Raw genomic sequence first — 16,551 nt, 5'->3', positions numbered from 1 at the left:
TTCACACCCACGTCCGGGGGCGGAAACGGTTGGCCCGCTCCACCAGTTCGATCCTCTCCTCGCCCCGCTGCGCGAGCCGGGCGAGCATGCGGTACGAGCGCTCCAGGCCCAACCGCAGTCCCCGCTCGTCCAGTTCGGCGTCGAGCAGTCTCCGGGGGCCCGGAGAGCCTTCGGCCGATCCGCCCGGCGGCGGGGCACCGGGACTACCGGAGAGTACCCAGTCCAGGGCCTTGCCCAGTACCTCGGTCGTCAACTGCTCGCGCCGCACCGGGTCCAGACCGAACCCGGCCAGCGCCGCCACCTGCGCCGCGGCGGCCGTCAGATCGGTCAACAGGGGCTCGCCCGGATCACGCTCGCGCAGCCGGGCGCGGACGGCGGCGACCCGGGCGGCGGTGTAGTGGATCGACGCCTCCGGCACCGACTCCAGGGTCCGCGCCGACCCCGCCCGGTCCCCGGCGGCGATCTGCACCCGGGCCAGCCCGAACGCGGCGCTCACGAAGCTCGGATCGGTCGCCCACACCAGGCGGTAGTACTCGGCGGCGTTGTCCAGCTGGCCCAGCACCTCCGCGCAGATTCCCAGCGCCAGCTTGGGCGCGGGCTCCCCGGGGAACGCGTCGTACACCGCGTCGAAGGAGAGCGCCGCGACCTCGTGGTCACCGGTCACCAGCGAGGTGACGCCCCGGTACCAGACGACCCGCCAGTCGTCCGGGTGCCGGTCCTCCAGGGCGGCCAGCGCCCGGGCGGCGGAGTCGAGCTCCCGCATCTCCAGCCGGGCCCGCAGCTCCCGCAGCCGGGTCTCCAGGGAGGCCACGGGCACCGCTTGCAGAGCCGTGATCAGCTCGCCGGGCGCGGCGGCCATCAGCCCGGCGAGGAAACCGGCGTTCGGGTCGCTCGCGTCGACCCGGGGGACCGGCAGCGCCAGGGCGGTGGCCCGCGCGTCGAACAGGGCCAGCCGTACGGCCCCGGAGGCCGCCCCGTACGCCCCGTACGCCCCGTACAAGTCGGCCTCCGGGGCGGGTGCGGGCGCGGCCTCCCGGGGGCCGGGGACATGGGCGTGCGGGGGCGCGGGGGCATGCGCGGGGGGTGGTACGTACGCCGCCGCCGGGTCGCCGGTCTGCGGGCCGGTGTACGGACCGGGCTGCGCGGGACCGGCGTACGGGCCCGGGCTCGCGCCCTCCTGCGGACCGCCCCGCACATGGGTCGCCGCCGCCGTCAGCGGAGCCGCCCCGGCCGCCGGGCCGACCGGCTGCGACCCCACCGGCAGCGCACCCGCCACCGCCGACGTGACGGCTCCGGGAGCCACCGGCGCCGCACCGCCGGGCCCGCCACCGCTCTGGGCCGGAATCCCCGGCAGCGGCCCCGCACCCGCACCGCCCCTGCGCCGTCCGGACCGGCCGCCGCGCCCCGAGGCCGCCGCGCGGGCGCCCAGCCGGGACACGTCGTCCACCTGCTCGGCGAACAACTCCGTGTCCGTCACCCGCAGTTCCGCACCGAACAGTGTCGACAGCGCCGGTCTCGGCCGCTCCGTCTGGAGCGCCACGACCTCGCGCAGCACCCCCGTCAGCTGCTCGGCCATCTCCGATGCGGAGGCGAACCGCTGGGCCGGGTCCGGGTCGGTGGCCCGGACCAGCAGCCGGTAGAACGACTCGTAGGTGCGGAACACCTCGATGGTGTCCGGGTCCGGCAGCGAGTCCACGAAGACGTTCGTGTACCCCTGGAAGTCGAAGGTGAGGACCGCCAGCGTCCGCGCCACCGTGTACAGGTCGGAGGCGACCGACGGGCCGGCCTCGGCGACCTCGGGGGCCTGGTAGCCCACGGTGCCGTAGATGGCGGACTCGTCGTCGTCCATCCGGCGCACCGCGCCCATGTCGATCAGCTTGAGCTGGTCCTCGGTCTGGATCGCGTTGTCGACCTTGAAGTCGCAGTAGAGCAGGTTGCGGCTGTGCAGATGGCCGAGCGCCTCCAGCGCCTCGATCCCGTACGCGCACGCCTGCTCGACCGGGAGCGGATCGCGCCGTCCGGCCGGGGTGCGGCGCTGGTTGGCGATCTCCTTGAGCGCCTTGCCGCCGACGTACTCCATCACGATGTACCCGTCGAGCGAACCGGTCCGCTGGTCCAGGTGCTCCACGAAGTTGTAGATCCGCACGATGTTGGCGTGCTCGATCTCGGCGAGGAAGCGGCGCTCGGAGATCGCCGCCGCCATCGCGTCCTGGTCGCCGGTGTCCAGCAGCCCCTTGAGGACCACCCAGCGGTCCGAGACGGCCCGGTCCACCGCGAGGTAGACCCAGCCGAGCCCGCCGTGCGCCAGGCAGCCCACCACCTCGTACTGGCCGTGCACGATGTCGCCGCCGGTCAGCTTCGGCACGAAGGAGTACGGGTGGCCGCACTTGGTGCAGAACCCCTCGGTGCGCCCCGGCCGCTCCCCGCGCGAACGCCCCACCGGGGCCCCGCAGTCCGAGCGGGAGCAGAACCGCTTGCGCTCGGGCACCTCCGGGTTCTCCATCACCGCCGTACGCGGATCGGGCCGGGGCACGTCCGGGACCTGCACCAGGCCCACACCGAGCCGGCCCCGGGTGGAGGAGGCGGCCGACGAGCCCGAGGAGCGCACCGAGACCGAACGGGAGGTGGCGGAGCCGGAGAGCGAGCGCGACAGCCGCCCCGACACCGAGCGCCGCGAGGTCGACGAACGCGACGAGGAGCGCGCGGAGGCCCGGGAGGACGAGCGCTGCGACGAGCTGTCGCGGCCCCCCGCCCGGCCGCCGCCCGCGATCCCGGTGGGGGGCGAGGAGACCATGCCCGTGGGCGAGACGACCGGGGCCAGACCGCAGGTGTCGCAGTACAGCTCACCGCCGCCCATGTCCTCGTAGGCGCCCTCGCACGCCGGGCGCTGGCACTGCGTACTCATCGTGTCCCTCCCTGATCACCCGGACCGCCCTGATCGCCCGGACTGCCCGGACCGCCGTCGCCCCGCCGGTCCTCGGGCCCGTCGGGCCGGGGCGGGGTCAGCAGCTCGGCCACCGCCTGCTGGTAGCGCAGGACGGTCTGCTCGGCCACCCGCAGATCGCACGGCGCGCTCCACAGCATCCGGCGCGCCGCGTCGTACCGCTCGATCAGCAGCGGGTCCTCCGCCAGCCCGTGCCGGGCCACCTTCGCCTTGTACGCGTCCAAGCGGCCGCGCAGCTCGGCGCGGACCGCCAGCGGGGCCGTCACCGAGGTCAGTGACTCGCGGGCGCGCAGCAGCTCGTCCTCGGCCTCCTGCTCCAGCGACTCCAGGAGCGGGGAGAGCCGGTGCCACTGGGCGCGCCTGCGGTACTCCGACGCGGTGGCCAGCCGCTCCTGGAGGGCCGTCGGCGGTCCGCTGACGACGGGCACCTCGGAAGCGGCGATCTTGGCCAGCACCTCGCCGCGCGCCGCCCGCGCCTCGGTCAGCGTGCGGTCGGCACGCGAGAGCACGTCCCGCAGCCGCATCAGCCGCGCCTCGGCGTCCTGCCGCACCGCGAGCACCGCCTCGATCTCCCGCCGTACGTCCTCCAGGGCGCGGGCCGCCCGGTCGTAGCGCGAGGTGTCCGGGCGTCCGCCGCCGGGCGCGGCACTGCCGGGGCCCGGCAGCCAGAACGCCAGCGGGTCGGAGATCACCTGCACCCGCAGCGTGGTCAGCTCCTCGGTGATCTCCGCCAGATCGTCCCCGGCCGGGTGCTCACCGGGCCGCACCCCGACCGAATGGGCCAGCGAACGGGTCCGGTGCAGCTCGGCGGCGAGCAGGTCGATCCGGGCGGGCAGCGCCGACCAGACGGAGTCGGAGGCGACGACCATGTCCAGCGACCTGGCGTACAGCTGGTTCATCCGGGCCACCAGCTCCTGGAGCGAGAATCGCTCCGAGAGCAGAGCCGGTCCGGTGGCCGAAGGAGGCGGCACCGCACCGGGGTTGGCGACTGTGACCGCCTCGCCGCGCAGCAGTTCGGTGAGGGCCGCCAGATCCTCCCGGTTCGGGTGGCGGCGGCGGGCCCGTATCTCCCGGGCCTCCTCCAGCGCGCCTGCGTAGGCGTCGAAATACCCCCACAGCAGCGTGATCGACTGCTCGGTCGTGGCCCAGCGCTCCCGGGTGACCCCGGTCAGCTCGGCCCCCTCCAGGAGGCGGCGGCCCGCGTGGTCCTGGAGGGCGAGGAGCGAGGTCTCGATCGCCTCGTGCTCCGCGCCGAGCCGGGCCAGCGCACGGTCCGCCTCGTCCCGGTCCATGACCGGGCCGGGAGGTTTCCCCGCGAAGCTCGGGAAGGAACCCGCGACGCCCATCGATCACCTCTCCGCTCTCGCCGTACGGGCCGGTGGGCCCGGACGGGGTCAGTTGCTCCGGTCCGTTCACGACCTGTCGTGACCTGGTTGCTCCGGTCCGTTCGCGGCCCGGCGCTCCGGTCCGCTCGCCGGTCCGGTGTGCCGGGCCCGGCCGCCGAGCCCGTCGGGCCCGGGTCCAGCTGCCGTACCCGGTTCCTTCTGGCTCGGCCGCCGAGCCCGGTGTTTCCGGGGTCATCCGCCGTGCCCGGCCTTTCCGGGGTTCATCCACCGTGCTCCTCGGTCCGGGCCCGGCCGCCGTGCCCGTCCGTTCCGGGCCCGGCCGTCCCGCCCGGCTCCTCCGGGCTCAGCCGCCGCGGTACTTGGGGGTCGGTGGCGCCGTGATGCCGGGGAGTCCGGCCGCCAGCCACTTGCGGTACGACACCATCCAGGCGCTGTCCTTCCCGCCCGCGCGGTAGTCGACCAGGACCTTGTTGACCCGGGCCACCAGATCGTCGGCGCCCTTCTTCGCCGCGACGCCGTAGTACTCGGTGGTGAACGGCCCCGCGCCCTTGAGGGCCACCGCCGGGTCCTGTGCCGCCTGGCCCGCGCCCAGGGCGTTGTCCGTGAGGACGGCGTCCACCTCGCCGAGCTGGAGCCGGACCAGGCAGTCCAGCTGGTTGGGCACGGTCAGCCGGTCCGCGTCCCGCTCGGTCCCGTCGAACTCGTCCTTGAATATCGCCCCGTACGACTTCCGCTCCAGCGCCTCGTACGCGGTGGTGCCCTCGCCGGAGCAGACCCGCTTGCCCTTCAGGGAGTCGTCGTACCCCGTGATGGGGGAGTCCTTGGGGGCCAGGATCTGCTGCCCGGTCTCGAAGTAGGCGGTGGAGAAGGAGACCTGCTCCAGCCGCTTGCAGTTGATGGTCATGGTCCGCACGACGACGTCGACCCGTTCCCGCTCCAGGGCGGCGATGCGCTGGTTGGTGGGGATCGCCCGGAAGATCACGGCGTTCGGGTCGCCGAGGATGTCCTCGGCCAGCGCCCGCACCAGGTCGATGTCGAACCCTTCGAGCTCACCGCTGTACGGGTTGCGGTAGCCCCAGCGGTAGCTGTTCTGGTCGACGCCCGCGATCAGCTTGCCGCGCTCCTTGATCTTCGCGATGCCCGGCCCGTCCGCCGTCGAGGGCGGCAGGCTCGCCTCCGGATCGGTGCACTCCTCGGCCCGCACCGGGACGGCCGCCGTCGTGCCGCCCGCCGGGTCCGTCCCGGCGGGCGTGCCGTCGTGCCGGGAGAGCGGCAGAAGGGTGAGCGAGGCGGTGATCAGGCATGCCACCGCCATCCCCGCCACCCCGCCCCAGCCGCGCAGCCGGCCGTTCCGGACGGGCAGCCCGCCCTCCGGCGCGGAGCGGCGCCGCGCCCATGTCCATGCCCGCGCCCATGCGTGTGTCCGTGCCCGTGTCTGTGCCTTCGTATCGGCCATCCCCGCCCCCCTCACCGGTACTCCGAGAGCCTGCGGTTGACCCCGAGGATCGCGGCGACCGCTCCCAGCACCGCCAGCGCGGCGGCCCCCGCAGGCAGGCCGCGCAGGGCCCCGCGCCCGTCCTCGGCCGCCGCGGTGAACTCGCCCTGCTCATGGGCGAGCGCCTTCCGCAGCGCGGTGTCCACCTGCTGGAAGGACTGCCCCGTGGAGTCCTCGGCCCCGATGATCTGCTTCAACGCACCGTCGTAGTCGCCCTGGTCATCCGTGGCGCGGGCCTTGCGGTGGCGGTCCTGCCACTCGGTGACGCTCCTGGCCGCCTCCGCCACCGGAGCGCGCCCGCTGTCGTTGTCCGCGAGCCGCTCGGCCTTCTTCAGCTGCGCCCCGAGGGCCTTCATGCCCGTGGTGTAGTCCGTCTCGTACTGATCGGCCGAGCCGTCGGCGGTCAGCACGGCACCGCGCGCCACCAGGGTGAGGTTCTCGTTGGCGCGCGCCTTCAGGGAGTTGATCCGCGCGTTGTTGAGCACGTCGAGCGACTCCTGCCCGTGCACCATCGCCGACCGCAGCTCGGCGCGGGCCACCGTGTGCCCCACCGCCAGCCAGAGCAGCACCACCGAGGCGGCGGCCGTCGCCACCAGCAGCCCGTGGTTGAACACCCGGTTGGTACGGCGGTAGTTGCGGCGCTGCATCCACACCAGCGCGCCCAGCACCACGAGCCCGGCGCCGAGCGAGAGGTAGGGCCACCGCCGGGCGTCGGCGGCGTCCCGGTCGAGCCGGCCCGTCTCCGCCGCGTACAGCCGCTCGGCGGCGGGCAGCAGCTCGTTGCTCATCTTCTGGTTGGCGTACCGGAGATAGGCGCCGCCCAGCGGCAGCCCCTGCCGGTTGTTGGCGCGGGCCCGCTCGATCAGACCGGTGTAGACGGGCAGCAGCTCGTTGAGCGTGGTGATCTCCTGACCGGAGCTGGTCGAGGAGTCGGTGTTCGCCGACGCCTTCACCAGCAGCCGGGCCGCCTCCTGTATGTCCTTCCGATACTGCTCCTGCACGGCCTTCGGCTCCTGTGCCCCCGCGAGGAAGCCGCTGGCCGCCATCGTGTCCGCGTCGGCGAGCGAGCGGTAGATGTTCGCCGCGTCCGCGCTGAGCGGCTGGCTGCGCCCCACCACGTCGTCGGCCGCCGAGGCCCGGTGCGAGATCTCCAGCGCGGTCACCGCCCCGAACGCCACGACCAGCAGCGCCAGGACGGCCCCGATGATCTGGAGGCGGCCGGGCTCGGTCGTCGCCGCGGCGCGCAGCCGTCGGCTCTGCTCGGCCCAGGCGGACCGGTGCTGTGCGGGCAGGCGCTGTTCGGGCAGGGACGGCGCGGGCGGGCCGGTGGGAGCGGGCGCCCGCTCCGGCGCGCGCTGCGTCTGCGGGCCGCCCTGCGGCAGCTGTGTCACTCGACCTCCCCCTCGGTCACTGACGGTGTCCGGACCCCGGCCGAACGGGGGCCGGTGCCCGGCCAGAAGTATGGCCGCAGGCACGGACGTTCACATCAAGAACGCCTGGATCGTGCAGTCGGTCAACGTATTCGATCAACGCATTCGATCAGGGCCGACGCGGGCGATCAAGGCGATCGGCGCAACGTGCCCCGAAACATCCCCATAAGCGAACCGGCACCCTTGCCGGGCTCTTCGCGCCGCTCCGGGTCCGCTCCGGGCCTCCCCCGTACTCCAGCCGTCCCCACGCGTCGCGGACTCCCCACCAGGTACACGAGCGGGGCCTCCGATCGGTTCCCCGCCCCCCGCGCGTTCCCCCGAACGAGGGCCTCCGGCCGAACGACGCCCCCCACTCCCCAAAGCCGAACGACGATCCCACTCCCCAAAGCCGGACGACGCCCTCACCCCAGAAGAACGAGGGGTGCCCCGCCGCGCGCACGCGACGGGGCACCCCTGGCCCGGAGGTGCTCAGGCGTACTGCTCCCGCAGCCGCCGGTGGACCTCCGGCGCCGCCCCCGTACGGTCCAGGCCCAGCAGCGCGGCCCCCAGCACCGGCGGCTCGGACACCACCCGCACCACGGCCTTCGGGGCGCGGGCCGCCAGCAGTTCGGCGATCCGGTCGTTCAGCCGGGGATGGCGCGCGGCCAGCACGCTGCCGCCCAGCAGCACCGGAACCTCCTCCTCCAGCAGCCCCAGCCGGGTCAGCGCCACCGACGCCATCGCGACCACCTCCTCCGCCTGCCGCTCCACCAGCGCCGCCGCCACCGCGTCCCCGGCCGCGCCCGTGGCGAACAGCACCGGCGTCAGCTCATGGCGCCGGACCGGCGGGATCGCGCCCCGGTGCAGCGCCTCGATCAGCGCGTACATCGAGTCGAGCCCGAAGTGGCCCGGCAGCGTACGGGCCAGCTCGGTCGGCTCGCCGCGTCCGTCCTCGGCGCGGGCGGCGAACCACAGCGCCTCCTCCGCCAGCCCCCCGCCGCCGCCCCAGTCACCGGAGATCCGCCCGATCGCGGGGAAGCGGGCGGTCCGTCCGTCCGGCACCATGCCCACGCAGTTGATCCCGGCCCCGCACACCACCGCGACGCCCCGGGGCTCGTCCACCCCGGCGCGCAGAATCGCGAAGGTGTCGTTGCGCACCTCGACCGAGGTCCCCCAGCCCCGGGCCGCCAGGGCCTCCGCCAACTCGGCCTCCTCGACCGGCAGATCGGCGTTGGCGAGGCAGGCGGAGACATGGCCGAGCGAGCCGGGCGGGACAGGCAGCTCCGCGACCGCCCGTTCCGGGGCAGGCAGCTCCGCGACCGCCCGCTCCAGTGCGGCGGCCACCACGTCGACCGCCGCCTCCATCCCCACAGCGGGCGGCTGGAACCCCCCGCCCCGGGCGGTGGCCAGGACCGTGCCGTCCGTGCCGATCAGCGCCACATCGGTCTTGCTGTTGCCCGCGTCGACGGCGACGACCGAGACGTTCACGCCCACGCGAGGTGCTCCCGGTTGTGCGCGATCAGCCGGTCGGTGAGCTGCTCGGCGTAGTCGTACTGGCCGATCAGCGGATGGGCGAGCAGCGCCCTGAAGACCCGCTCCCGGCCCCCGCGCAGCGCGGCTTCCAGGGCGAGGTCCTCGTACGCCGTCACGTTGGCGATCAGACCGGCGTACAGCGGGTCCAGCGCGGGCACGGCCAGCGGAGCCGCACCCTCGTGGCCGACCCGGGCCTGCACCTCGATGACCGCGTCGTCCGGGAGGAACGGCAGCGTCCCGTTGTTGTACGTGTTCACCACCTGGACCGGAGAACCGCCGCCGCCCAGCAGGGAGGCCGCGAGGTCCACCGCCGCCTCCGAGTAGAACGCGCCGCCCCGCTTGGCGAGCAGCCCGGGCTTCTCGTCGAGCGCGGGGTCGCCGTACATCTCCAGCAGTTCCTTCTCCATCGCCGCGACCTCGGCGGCCCGGGACGGCTTGGTGCCGAGCTCCCGTACGACCTCGTCGTGGGCGTAGAAGTAGCGCAGGTAGTACGAGGGGACGACACCGAGCCGGTCCATGAGCCTCCTCGGCATGTGGAGGTCGTCCGCGATGGCGTCGCCGTGCTCGGCCAGCAGCTTCGGCAGCACGTTCTCGCCGTCCGGGCCGCCCAGGCGCACGCCCAGCTCCCAGGTGAGGTGGTTGAGCCCCACGTGGTCGAGATGGACCTCGGAGGGGTTCACCTCCAGCAGCCGGGCGAACTTGCGCTGGAAGCCGATCGCCACGTTGCACAGGCCGACCGCCTTGTGCCCGGCCCGGAGCAGGGCGCGGGTGACGATGCCGACCGGGTTGGTGAAGTCGATGATCCAGGCGTCCGGGTTGGTGCGGCGCACCCGCTCGGCGATGTCCAGGACGACCGGAACGGTCCGCAGCGCCTTGGCGAGGCCGCCCGCGCCGGTGGTCTCCTGGCCGACGCAGCCGCACTCCAGCGGCCAGGTCTCGTCCTGGTCGCGCGCGGCCTGTCCGCCGACGCGCAGCTGGAGGAGGACCGCGTCGGCGCCGGCCACGCCCGCGTCCAGGTTGGTGGTCGTGGTGATCTTCCCGGCGTGGTCCTGCTTGGCGAAGATCCGCCGGGCGAGGCCCCCGACCAGCTCCAGCCGGTCGGCCGCCGGGTCGACGAGGACGAGCTCCTCGACCGGCAGCGTGTCCCGCAGCCGGGCGAAGCCGTCGATCAGTTCAGGGGTGTAGGTGGACCCGCCACCCACTACTGCGAGCTTCATGGTCAGCCCTTTACTCCAGTCAGTGTGACGCCCTCGACGAATGCCTTCTGAGCGAAGAAGAAGACGGCGATCACGGGGGCCATGACCAGAACGGTCGCGGCCATGGTCAGGTTCCAGTTGGTGTGGTGCGCGCCTTTGAAGGACTCCAGTCCGTAACTGAGCGTCCAGGCGGCCGGGTTCTCGGAGGCGTAGATCTGCGGTCCGAAGTAGTCGTTCCAGGCGGCGAAGAACTGGAAGAGGGCGATGGCCGCGATGCCGGGCTTCGCCATCGGCAGGACGACCCTGATCAGCGTACGGAACTCACCGCAGCCGTCCACCTTGGCCGCGTCCAGGTACTCGTTCGGGATGGTCAGAAGAAACTGCCGCAGCAGGAAGATGGAGAACGCGTCGCCGAACGCCATCGGGATGATCAGCGGCCACAGGGAGCCGGAGAGGTCCATCTGCTTCGCCCAGAACAGGTACATGGGGATGATCACGACCTGCGGCGGCAGCATCATCATGGAGATGACGAGCATCAGCGACAGTTTGCGGCCCCGGAAGCGGAACTTCGCCAGGGCGTACGCCACGGGGATGGACGACACCACGGTGAGGACGGTGCCGAGCCCGGCGTAAAGGAGGGTGTTGCGCCACCATATGAGGAAGCCCGGTGTCTCGAAGACCTGTCGGTAGTTGCCCCATTCCCAGGTGTTGGGCGTGAGGTCGCGGGTCAGCGCCTGCTGGTCGTTCATCAGCGAGGTGAGGACCACGAAGACGAACGGCAGCACGAAGAAGAGCGCGGCGGCGACCCCGAGCGAGTGGACGGCGATCCAGTGCAGCAGCGCCTTGCGGCGCGCGGTGCGCGCGGCGGGCGTGTACGGGGCCTTCGCCGGGGAGGCGGGGGCGGGCTTGTCGAGGAGCTGGGGCATGGCTCAGTCACCGGCCTGGAGGAGGTTGTTGCGGCCCCGCATGAGCAGCGCGGTGAAGGCCATGGCCAGGGCGAACAGGATGAGGGCGACGACACAGGCGGCGCCGTAGTCGAAGCGCTGGAAACCGAGGTTGTAGACGAGCTGGGGGAGCGTCAGTGTCGACTTGTCGGGATAGCCGGGTTCGAAGGACTGGCCGGAGCCGCCGATGACCCCGGAGGCGACCTTTCCGGCGACGAGCGGCTGGGTGTAGTACTGCATCGCCTGGATGACGCCCGTCACCACCGCGAACAGCACGATCGGCGAGATGTTCGGCAGCGTCACGAAGCGGAACTTCTGCCAGGCGGAGGCGCCGTCGAGCTCGGCCGCCTCGTACTGCTCGGTCGGCACGTCCAGCAACGAGGCCATGAAGATGACCATCAGGTCCCCGATGCCCCAGACCGCGAGCATGGTGAGCGCCGGCTTGGACCAGGCGGCGTCGTTGAACCAGCCGGGCGTCGGCAGCCCGAAGTCCCCGAGGATCGCGTTGACCGGGCCGGTGCCAGGGTTGAGCAGGAAGACGAAGGCGAGCGTCGCGGCGACCGGCGGCGCCAGGTAGGGGAGGTAGAACAGCGTCCGGAAGACACCCGTCCCCGTCTTGATCTTCGTGATCAGCAGCCCGATGCCGAGCCCGAAGACGACCCGGCAGGTGACCATGACGACCACCAGCCAGAGCGTGTTCCCCAGGGACGGCCAGAACATCGGGTAGTCCCGGAAGACGTACGTCCAGTTCGTCAGCCCGTTGAAGACCGGCGCGCCGAAACCGTCGTACGACGTGAACGAGAAGTAGACCGTCGAGACCATCGGGTAGGCGAAGAAGACCGAGAACCCGATCAGCCACGGCGACATGAAGGCCGCGTTCCGCAACGCCGACCTGCGGCGCTTGGAGCGGAGTGTGTGCGTCGTCATCGGCGGGCTACTTGGCCTTGGCGATGTCGGTGTCGATCTGCCTGGCGGTCTTCTCCAGACCCGCCTGGAGGTCCTTCACCGCGCCCTTCTCGTACTGGTAGCCGAAGTCCTGGAGGGTCAGCTGGTACGCGGCTCCGTTGACGGCCCCGTCGGAGGTGCTGGACTTGGGGTGCTGGGCGATGTCCAGGAAGGTCTGGAAGCGCGGGTCGAACTTCAGGTCGGGCGACTTCAGCGCCGCCAGGGTGGAGGGCACGTTGCGGATGCCGTTGGAGAAGTTGACGACCGCCTCCGTGTCGGTGGTCATGTACTTCACCAGCTCCCAGGCGGCGTTCTGCTTCTTGCTGGCCGGGGCGATGCCCACGACGGTGCCGGAGAGGTAGCCCTTGCCGTAGCTGTCCGCCTCGTCGTCGGCGACGGGCATCGGCGCGACCCCGATCTCGAAGTCCGCCCCGGCGTCCTCGGCCATCCCGAGCCGCCACTCGCCGTCCAGCTGCATGGCGACCTGCCCGGTGTGGAAGGGGTGCTCGGCGCTCCACTCGTCACCGAAGGTGCCGCGGTACTTCTCCAGCCTGGTGTAGCCGCCGAGGCTGTCCACCAGCTTCTTCTGGTACGTGAACATCTCCGCGAACGCCGGGTCCTTGGCGATGTTGGACTTGCCGTCCTTGTCGAAGTACGCGTGGTCCCACGAGGACATGTAGTGGCTGACGACGGTCTCGTAACCGTGGAAGTTCGGCATGAAGCCGAGCTGCTCGTAGCTGTCGCCCTTCTCGACCGTCAGTTTCTTCGCCACGCTCGCCAGTTCGGACATCGTCTTCGGCGGCGCGGTGATCCCGGCCTTCTTGAAGGCGTCCTTGTTGTAGTAGAGGCCGTAGGCGTCCGTGAGCAGCGGCAGGGCGCACCGCTTGCCCTCGAACTGGGTGTAGTCGAGCAGGATCTTCGGGAACGTCTTCTCCAGGTCCAGCCGCGACTTCTCGACGAACGGCTTCAGATCGGCGAAGGCGCCCGACGAGCAGAACTTGCCGACGTTGGCGGTGGTGAAGGAGGAGACCACGTCGGGCCCGTTCGAACCGCCCGCGCGCAGCGCCTGGTTGAGCTTGTCGTCGTTGATGTTGCCGGAGATGTTGACCTTGATGTTCGGGTGGGCCTTCTCGAACCGGGCGATGTTGTCCTTGACCGCCTTCACCTCGGCGGGCGAACTCCAGCCGTGCCAGAAGTTGATCGTGGTCTCCGCCTTCGGGTCGTCGGTGGCCCCGGTCCCGCTCTGGCCGGTACACGCGGTGGTGAGCACCGAGAGCGCGGCGACGGCGACAGCGGTGGTGGTGAGACGGTTTGTGCGCATGACAAAGCTCCCAGGGGCGGGGGACAAGAGGCAGACGGCAGGAGAGGGAAAGCGGTGGGCTCAGCGTGAGGTGTCGAACACTTCGTCGCGGGTGTCGGCCAGCGCCCGTTCCAGGGCGCCGCGCAGGACGGGGGTGCGGTCGATCTCGCCGAGGACCAGCCGGGGCCGGGAGGCGGCGAGTTCGGCCAGCTCGGACTGGATGAGGGAGCGCAGGGCCTCGCCGCCCGCCACGACCGCCCCGCCGGAGAGCACGATCAGCCCGGGGTCCAGGACGGCGGTGACGGAGGCGAGGCCGGTGGCGAGCCGCTGGGCGTACTGACGCAGCAGCTCGGTCAGCGCCTCGTCCCGCCCGTACGCCTCCGCCGCCCGCTCCAGCAGGGCGGCGGCGGCCCTGGCGTGGGGCTGCTGCGGGGCGTCGATGCCGAGCGTCTTCGCGAGCCGGGGCACCGCCTGGGCGCCCGCCAGCTCCTGGAAGCCGCCGCTGTTGGCCTTGACGACCTGGCGTACGAGGGGGGTGCCGGGTACGGGCAGGAAGCCGACCTCGCCCGCGCCGCCGGTGAAGCCGCGGTGCAGGCGCCCGTTGATGACGAGGGCCGCGCCGAGGCCCTCCTCGTTCCAGAGGAGTACGAAGTCCTCGTGGCCCCGGGCCGCACCGAGGCGCTGCTCCGCCACGGCGACCAGGTTGACGTCGTTCTCGTACTCCACCGGCATCGGCAGGAACGCGGCCAGCTCCTCCAGGAGGGTGGGGGAGTGCCAGCCGGGCAGGTGCGAGGCGTACCGCAGCCGCCCGGTGCCCGGGTCGAAGGCGCCCGGGGTGCCGATGACGACCCGGTGGATGTCGGCGCGGGTGAGCCCGGCCTCCTTCACCGCCCCGTCCAGCGCCTCGGCGACCTGGCGCACCACACCGTCCGCGCGCCGCCCCGGTGTCGCGAGCTCGAACTGCCCGACGCTCGCCCCGGTCACGTCCGCGACGGCGGCCACGATCCGCCGGCTGTTCACATCGAGCCCCGCCACATACGCGGCGCGCGCGTTGACCGTGTAGAGCTGCGCGTTGGGCCCGGGCCGCCCCTCGCTGGTCCCGGTCGCGACGACCAGCCCGGCCGCCTCCAGCCGGGCCAGGAGCTGGGACGCGGTGGGCTTGGAGAGCCCGGTGAGCTTCCCGATCCGGGTCCGGGAGAGCGGCCCGTGCTCCAGCAGCAGATCGAGGGCGGCCCGGTCGTTCATGGCCCGCAGCACCCGGGGTGTGCCCGGAGTGGTTCCCGTCATCGTGGATGCACCCGCCCTCTGTCAGAACTCTGCCAGGAACTCTGACAGAACAACTCCGCCAGGACTCTGTTAGGAAAGTTTCCTATCCCGTAGGAGGACGGTAGGGCGTGGGCCACCGGACCGTCAATGGGCACCGCCCGTCCGGCGGCCGAAGCGTTACCTCGCACACGGACGCCCCCGCCGCCTCCCGGAGGTCCGGGGGCGGCGGGGGCGTCCGTGGCAGGGCCCTACTTGTTCAGCCGGGTGGCCGGCGGCGGTATCGGGGTCGCCGCCAGGGACTGCGGGGAGGTCGCCGAGGCGTACGCCGAGGGGGCGGCCATCCCGGCCGTCGGGTCCGCCGCGGCCCCGTCCTCCGCGGGCTGCTCCGTGCCGATCATCCGGATGCCCGCGTCGTCCAGCGCCTGCTTGATGCGCCAGCGCAGCTCGCGCTCCACGCCCGTCGACTTGCCCGGCATCGTCTTCGCGGAGACCCGGACCGTCATGGAGTCCAGCAGCACCGCGTCCAGGCCGAGCACCTCCACCGGGCCCCAGAGCCGCTCCGACCAGGGCTCCTCCTTCGCCATCGCCTCGGCGCAGGTGGTGATCGCCGTGCGGACGTGTTCCAGGTTCTCCGTCGGGCGCACGGTGACATCGACCCCGGCGGTGGACCAGCCCTGGCTGAGGTTGCCTATCCGCTTCACCTCGCCGTTGCGGACGTACCAGATCTCGCCGTTGTCCCCGCGCAGCTTGGTGACCCGCAGGCCCACCTCGATGACCTCACCGGAGGCCACGCCCGCGTCGATCGTGTCCCCGACCCCGTACTGGTCCTCCAGGATCATGAAGACGCCGGAGAGGAAGTCCGTGACCAGGTTCCGGGCGCCGAAACCGAGCGCCACACCCGCGACACCGGCCGAGGCGAGCAGCGGCGCCAGGTTGATCTTGAAGGCGCCCAGCACCATCAGCGCGGCCGTGCCCATGATCATGAACGAGGCCACCGACCGCAGCACCGAGCCGATCGCCTCCGAGCGCTGCCGTCTGCGCTCCGCGTTCACCAGCAGGCCGCCCAGCGCCGTGCCCTCCACCGCCTGGGCGCTGCGGTTCATCCGGTCGATGAGGTTGGTCAGGGCGCGCCGGATCAGATAGCGCAGGGTGATCGCGACGGCCACGATCAGCATGATCCGCAGACCGGTGCTCAGCCAGGTGGACCAGTTCTCCTCGATCCACCCCGCGGCGTTCCCGGCCTGTTCGGCGGCTTCCTCCAGCGAGCCGACCGGCTCGGATGACGGGGTTGCGGCCAACAGGACGGACAGGGACACGGCGAGGACCTCCAGAGGGACGACGGCTGACCGACAAGAGTAACGAAGCCGGGGGAGTGGATCGTTGCCGTCATCGGGAGAGAGACGGGTCTCACCGGGGACAGGTGTGCTGTGGCCGATCACACAGTGCGCGCGGCCGCCCAGGTGGGGCACCTCTCCGGGGCCGCGCGGGCGTCCGCCGGGCCGGAGGGTGAGAAAAATCCTCCCGGCCCGTTACCCGTACGTGGTGGCGCTTCGACCAGGCATGAGGAGAGACTGAGATCGGATCGTCCCGGCGCGAGCCACGCGCCGCCGGCGTACAAGGAGGCATCCGCGTGCCGCACGTCCTGGTTCTCAACGCGTCGTACGAGCCGCTCGGCGTCGTACCGCTCCGCCGCGCACTCGTTCTCGTTCTCGAGAACAAGGCGATCTGCCTGGAGGAGACCGGCGCCTTCCTGCACAGTGCCACCCGTGCCGTGCCCGCACCCAGTGTGGTCCGGCTCAAGCGGTTCGTACGGGTCCCCTACCGGGGGCCCGTCCCCCTGACGCGCCGGGCCCTGTTCGCCCGGGACGGGGGCCGCTGCATGTACTGCGGGGCCGCCGCGACCAGCGTCGACCACGTCATCCCCCGCAGCCGGGGCGGACAGCACGTGTGGGACAACGTGGTGGCCGCCTGCCGCCGCTGCAACCACGTCAAGGCCGACCGCCATCTGCCCGAGCTCGGGTGGCGGCTGCGCCACCAGCCCGCCCCGCCGACCGGTCTGGCCTGGCGGATCATCGGGACCGGACACCGTGACCCGCGCTGGCTGCCGTATTTGCAACCGTTCGGCGCGGACGACGTGATGGCCCGGATCGACGGCGTTTCCGCCTGAGACCGG

At 72.2% G+C, this 16,551-nt stretch carries 12 protein-coding genes; 1 reads left to right on the top strand and 11 read right to left on the bottom strand.

Annotated elements, in window-relative coordinates; all coding sequences use genetic code 11:
* Position 1 precedes the first annotated feature (1 nt).
* The 11 genes from B7C62_10060 to B7C62_10010 all read right to left on the bottom strand — a co-directional run bounded on the left by B7C62_10060 (position 2) and on the right by B7C62_10010 (position 15,694).
* The gene (locus tag B7C62_10060) at positions 2-2,905 is read right to left on the bottom strand and encodes a serine/threonine protein kinase (protein ARF72577.1); all 2,904 of its coding nucleotides are present in this window, start codon (positions 2,903-2,905) and stop codon (positions 2-4) included.
* On the bottom strand, positions 2,902-4,290 hold the full coding sequence (locus B7C62_10055) for a hypothetical protein (GenBank protein ID ARF72576.1): 1,389 nt from the start codon (positions 4,288-4,290) through the stop codon (positions 2,902-2,904). The genes B7C62_10060 and B7C62_10055 overlap by 4 nt, the downstream gene beginning before the upstream one ends.
* Before the next feature lie 343 nt (positions 4,291-4,633).
* The gene (locus B7C62_10050) at positions 4,634-5,653 is read right to left on the bottom strand and encodes a sugar-binding protein (GenBank protein ARF77080.1); all 1,020 of its coding nucleotides are present in this window, start codon (positions 5,651-5,653) and stop codon (positions 4,634-4,636) included.
* Positions 5,654-5,757: 104 nt separating this feature from the next.
* Positions 5,758-7,176, bottom strand: a complete 1,419-nt coding sequence (locus B7C62_10045; GenBank protein ARF72575.1) for a hypothetical protein — start codon at positions 7,174-7,176, stop codon at positions 5,758-5,760.
* 507 nt (positions 7,177-7,683) lie between these two features.
* Positions 7,684-8,688 (bottom strand): ATPase, encoded by a 1,005-nt coding sequence (locus tag B7C62_10040; protein ID ARF72574.1) that lies wholly within the window; start codon positions 8,686-8,688, stop codon positions 7,684-7,686.
* Positions 8,679-9,944: a 6-phospho-beta-glucosidase gene (locus tag B7C62_10035; GenBank protein ID ARF72573.1), complete on the bottom strand. Its 1,266-nt coding sequence runs from the start codon at positions 9,942-9,944 to the stop codon at positions 8,679-8,681. Before B7C62_10035 ends, B7C62_10040 begins: the two co-directional genes overlap by 10 nt.
* 2 nt (positions 9,945-9,946) lie before the next feature.
* Entirely contained in the window at positions 9,947-10,849 is a 903-nt protein-coding gene (locus B7C62_10030; GenBank protein ID ARF72572.1) for a sugar ABC transporter permease, read from the bottom strand.
* A gap of 3 nt (positions 10,850-10,852) precedes the next feature.
* Entirely contained in the window at positions 10,853-11,794 is a 942-nt protein-coding gene (locus B7C62_10025; protein ARF72571.1) for a sugar ABC transporter permease, read from the bottom strand.
* Positions 11,795-11,801: 7 nt separating this feature from the next.
* Complete coding sequence (locus B7C62_10020) at positions 11,802-13,133, bottom strand: ABC transporter substrate-binding protein (protein ID ARF72570.1); 1,332 nt, start codon at positions 13,131-13,133, stop codon at positions 11,802-11,804.
* Positions 13,134-13,193: 60 nt separating this feature from the next.
* Complete coding sequence (locus B7C62_10015; protein ARF72569.1) at positions 13,194-14,399, bottom strand: sugar kinase; 1,206 nt, start codon at positions 14,397-14,399, stop codon at positions 13,194-13,196.
* A gap of 227 nt (positions 14,400-14,626) precedes the next feature.
* Positions 14,627-15,694 carry a mechanosensitive ion channel protein MscS gene (locus B7C62_10010; GenBank protein ARF72568.1) on the bottom strand — a complete coding sequence of 356 codons (1,068 nt, stop codon included), beginning with the start codon at positions 15,692-15,694 and terminating at the stop codon, positions 14,627-14,629.
* A 314-nt stretch (positions 15,695-16,008) separates the two neighbouring features.
* Here B7C62_10010 and B7C62_10005 point away from each other — a divergent pair, with 314 nt between their 5' ends.
* Positions 16,009-16,545: an endonuclease gene (locus tag B7C62_10005; GenBank protein ID ARF72567.1), complete on the top strand. Its 537-nt coding sequence runs from the start codon at positions 16,009-16,011 to the stop codon at positions 16,543-16,545.
* Positions 16,546-16,551 lie beyond the last annotated feature (6 nt).

The sequence above is a fragment of the Kitasatospora albolonga genome, assembly GCA_002082585.1.
Taxonomy (GTDB): Bacteria; Actinomycetota; Actinomycetes; order Streptomycetales; family Streptomycetaceae; genus Streptomyces; species Streptomyces stephensoniae.
Note: the sequence above shows the minus strand (reverse complement) of the source record. Positions and strands in the feature narration are given on the sequence as shown.

Coding starts and splice junctions, on each gene's coding strand:
- B7C62_10060 (ARF72577.1), bottom strand. CDS start 2,905: ATGAGTACGCAGTGCCAGCGCCCGGCGTGCGAGGGCGCCTACGAGGAC.
- B7C62_10055 (ARF72576.1), bottom strand. CDS start 4,290: ATGGGCGTCGCGGGTTCCTTCCCGAGCTTCGCGGGGAAACCTCCCGGC.
- B7C62_10035 (ARF72573.1), bottom strand. CDS start 9,944: ATGAAGCTCGCAGTAGTGGGTGGCGGGTCCACCTACACCCCTGAACTG.
- B7C62_10030 (ARF72572.1), bottom strand. CDS start 10,849: ATGCCCCAGCTCCTCGACAAGCCCGCCCCCGCCTCCCCGGCGAAGGCC.
- B7C62_10025 (ARF72571.1), bottom strand. CDS start 11,794: ATGACGACGCACACACTCCGCTCCAAGCGCCGCAGGTCGGCGTTGCGG.
- B7C62_10020 (ARF72570.1), bottom strand. CDS start 13,133: ATGCGCACAAACCGTCTCACCACCACCGCTGTCGCCGTCGCCGCGCTC.
- B7C62_10015 (ARF72569.1), bottom strand. CDS start 14,399: ATGACGGGAACCACTCCGGGCACACCCCGGGTGCTGCGGGCCATGAAC.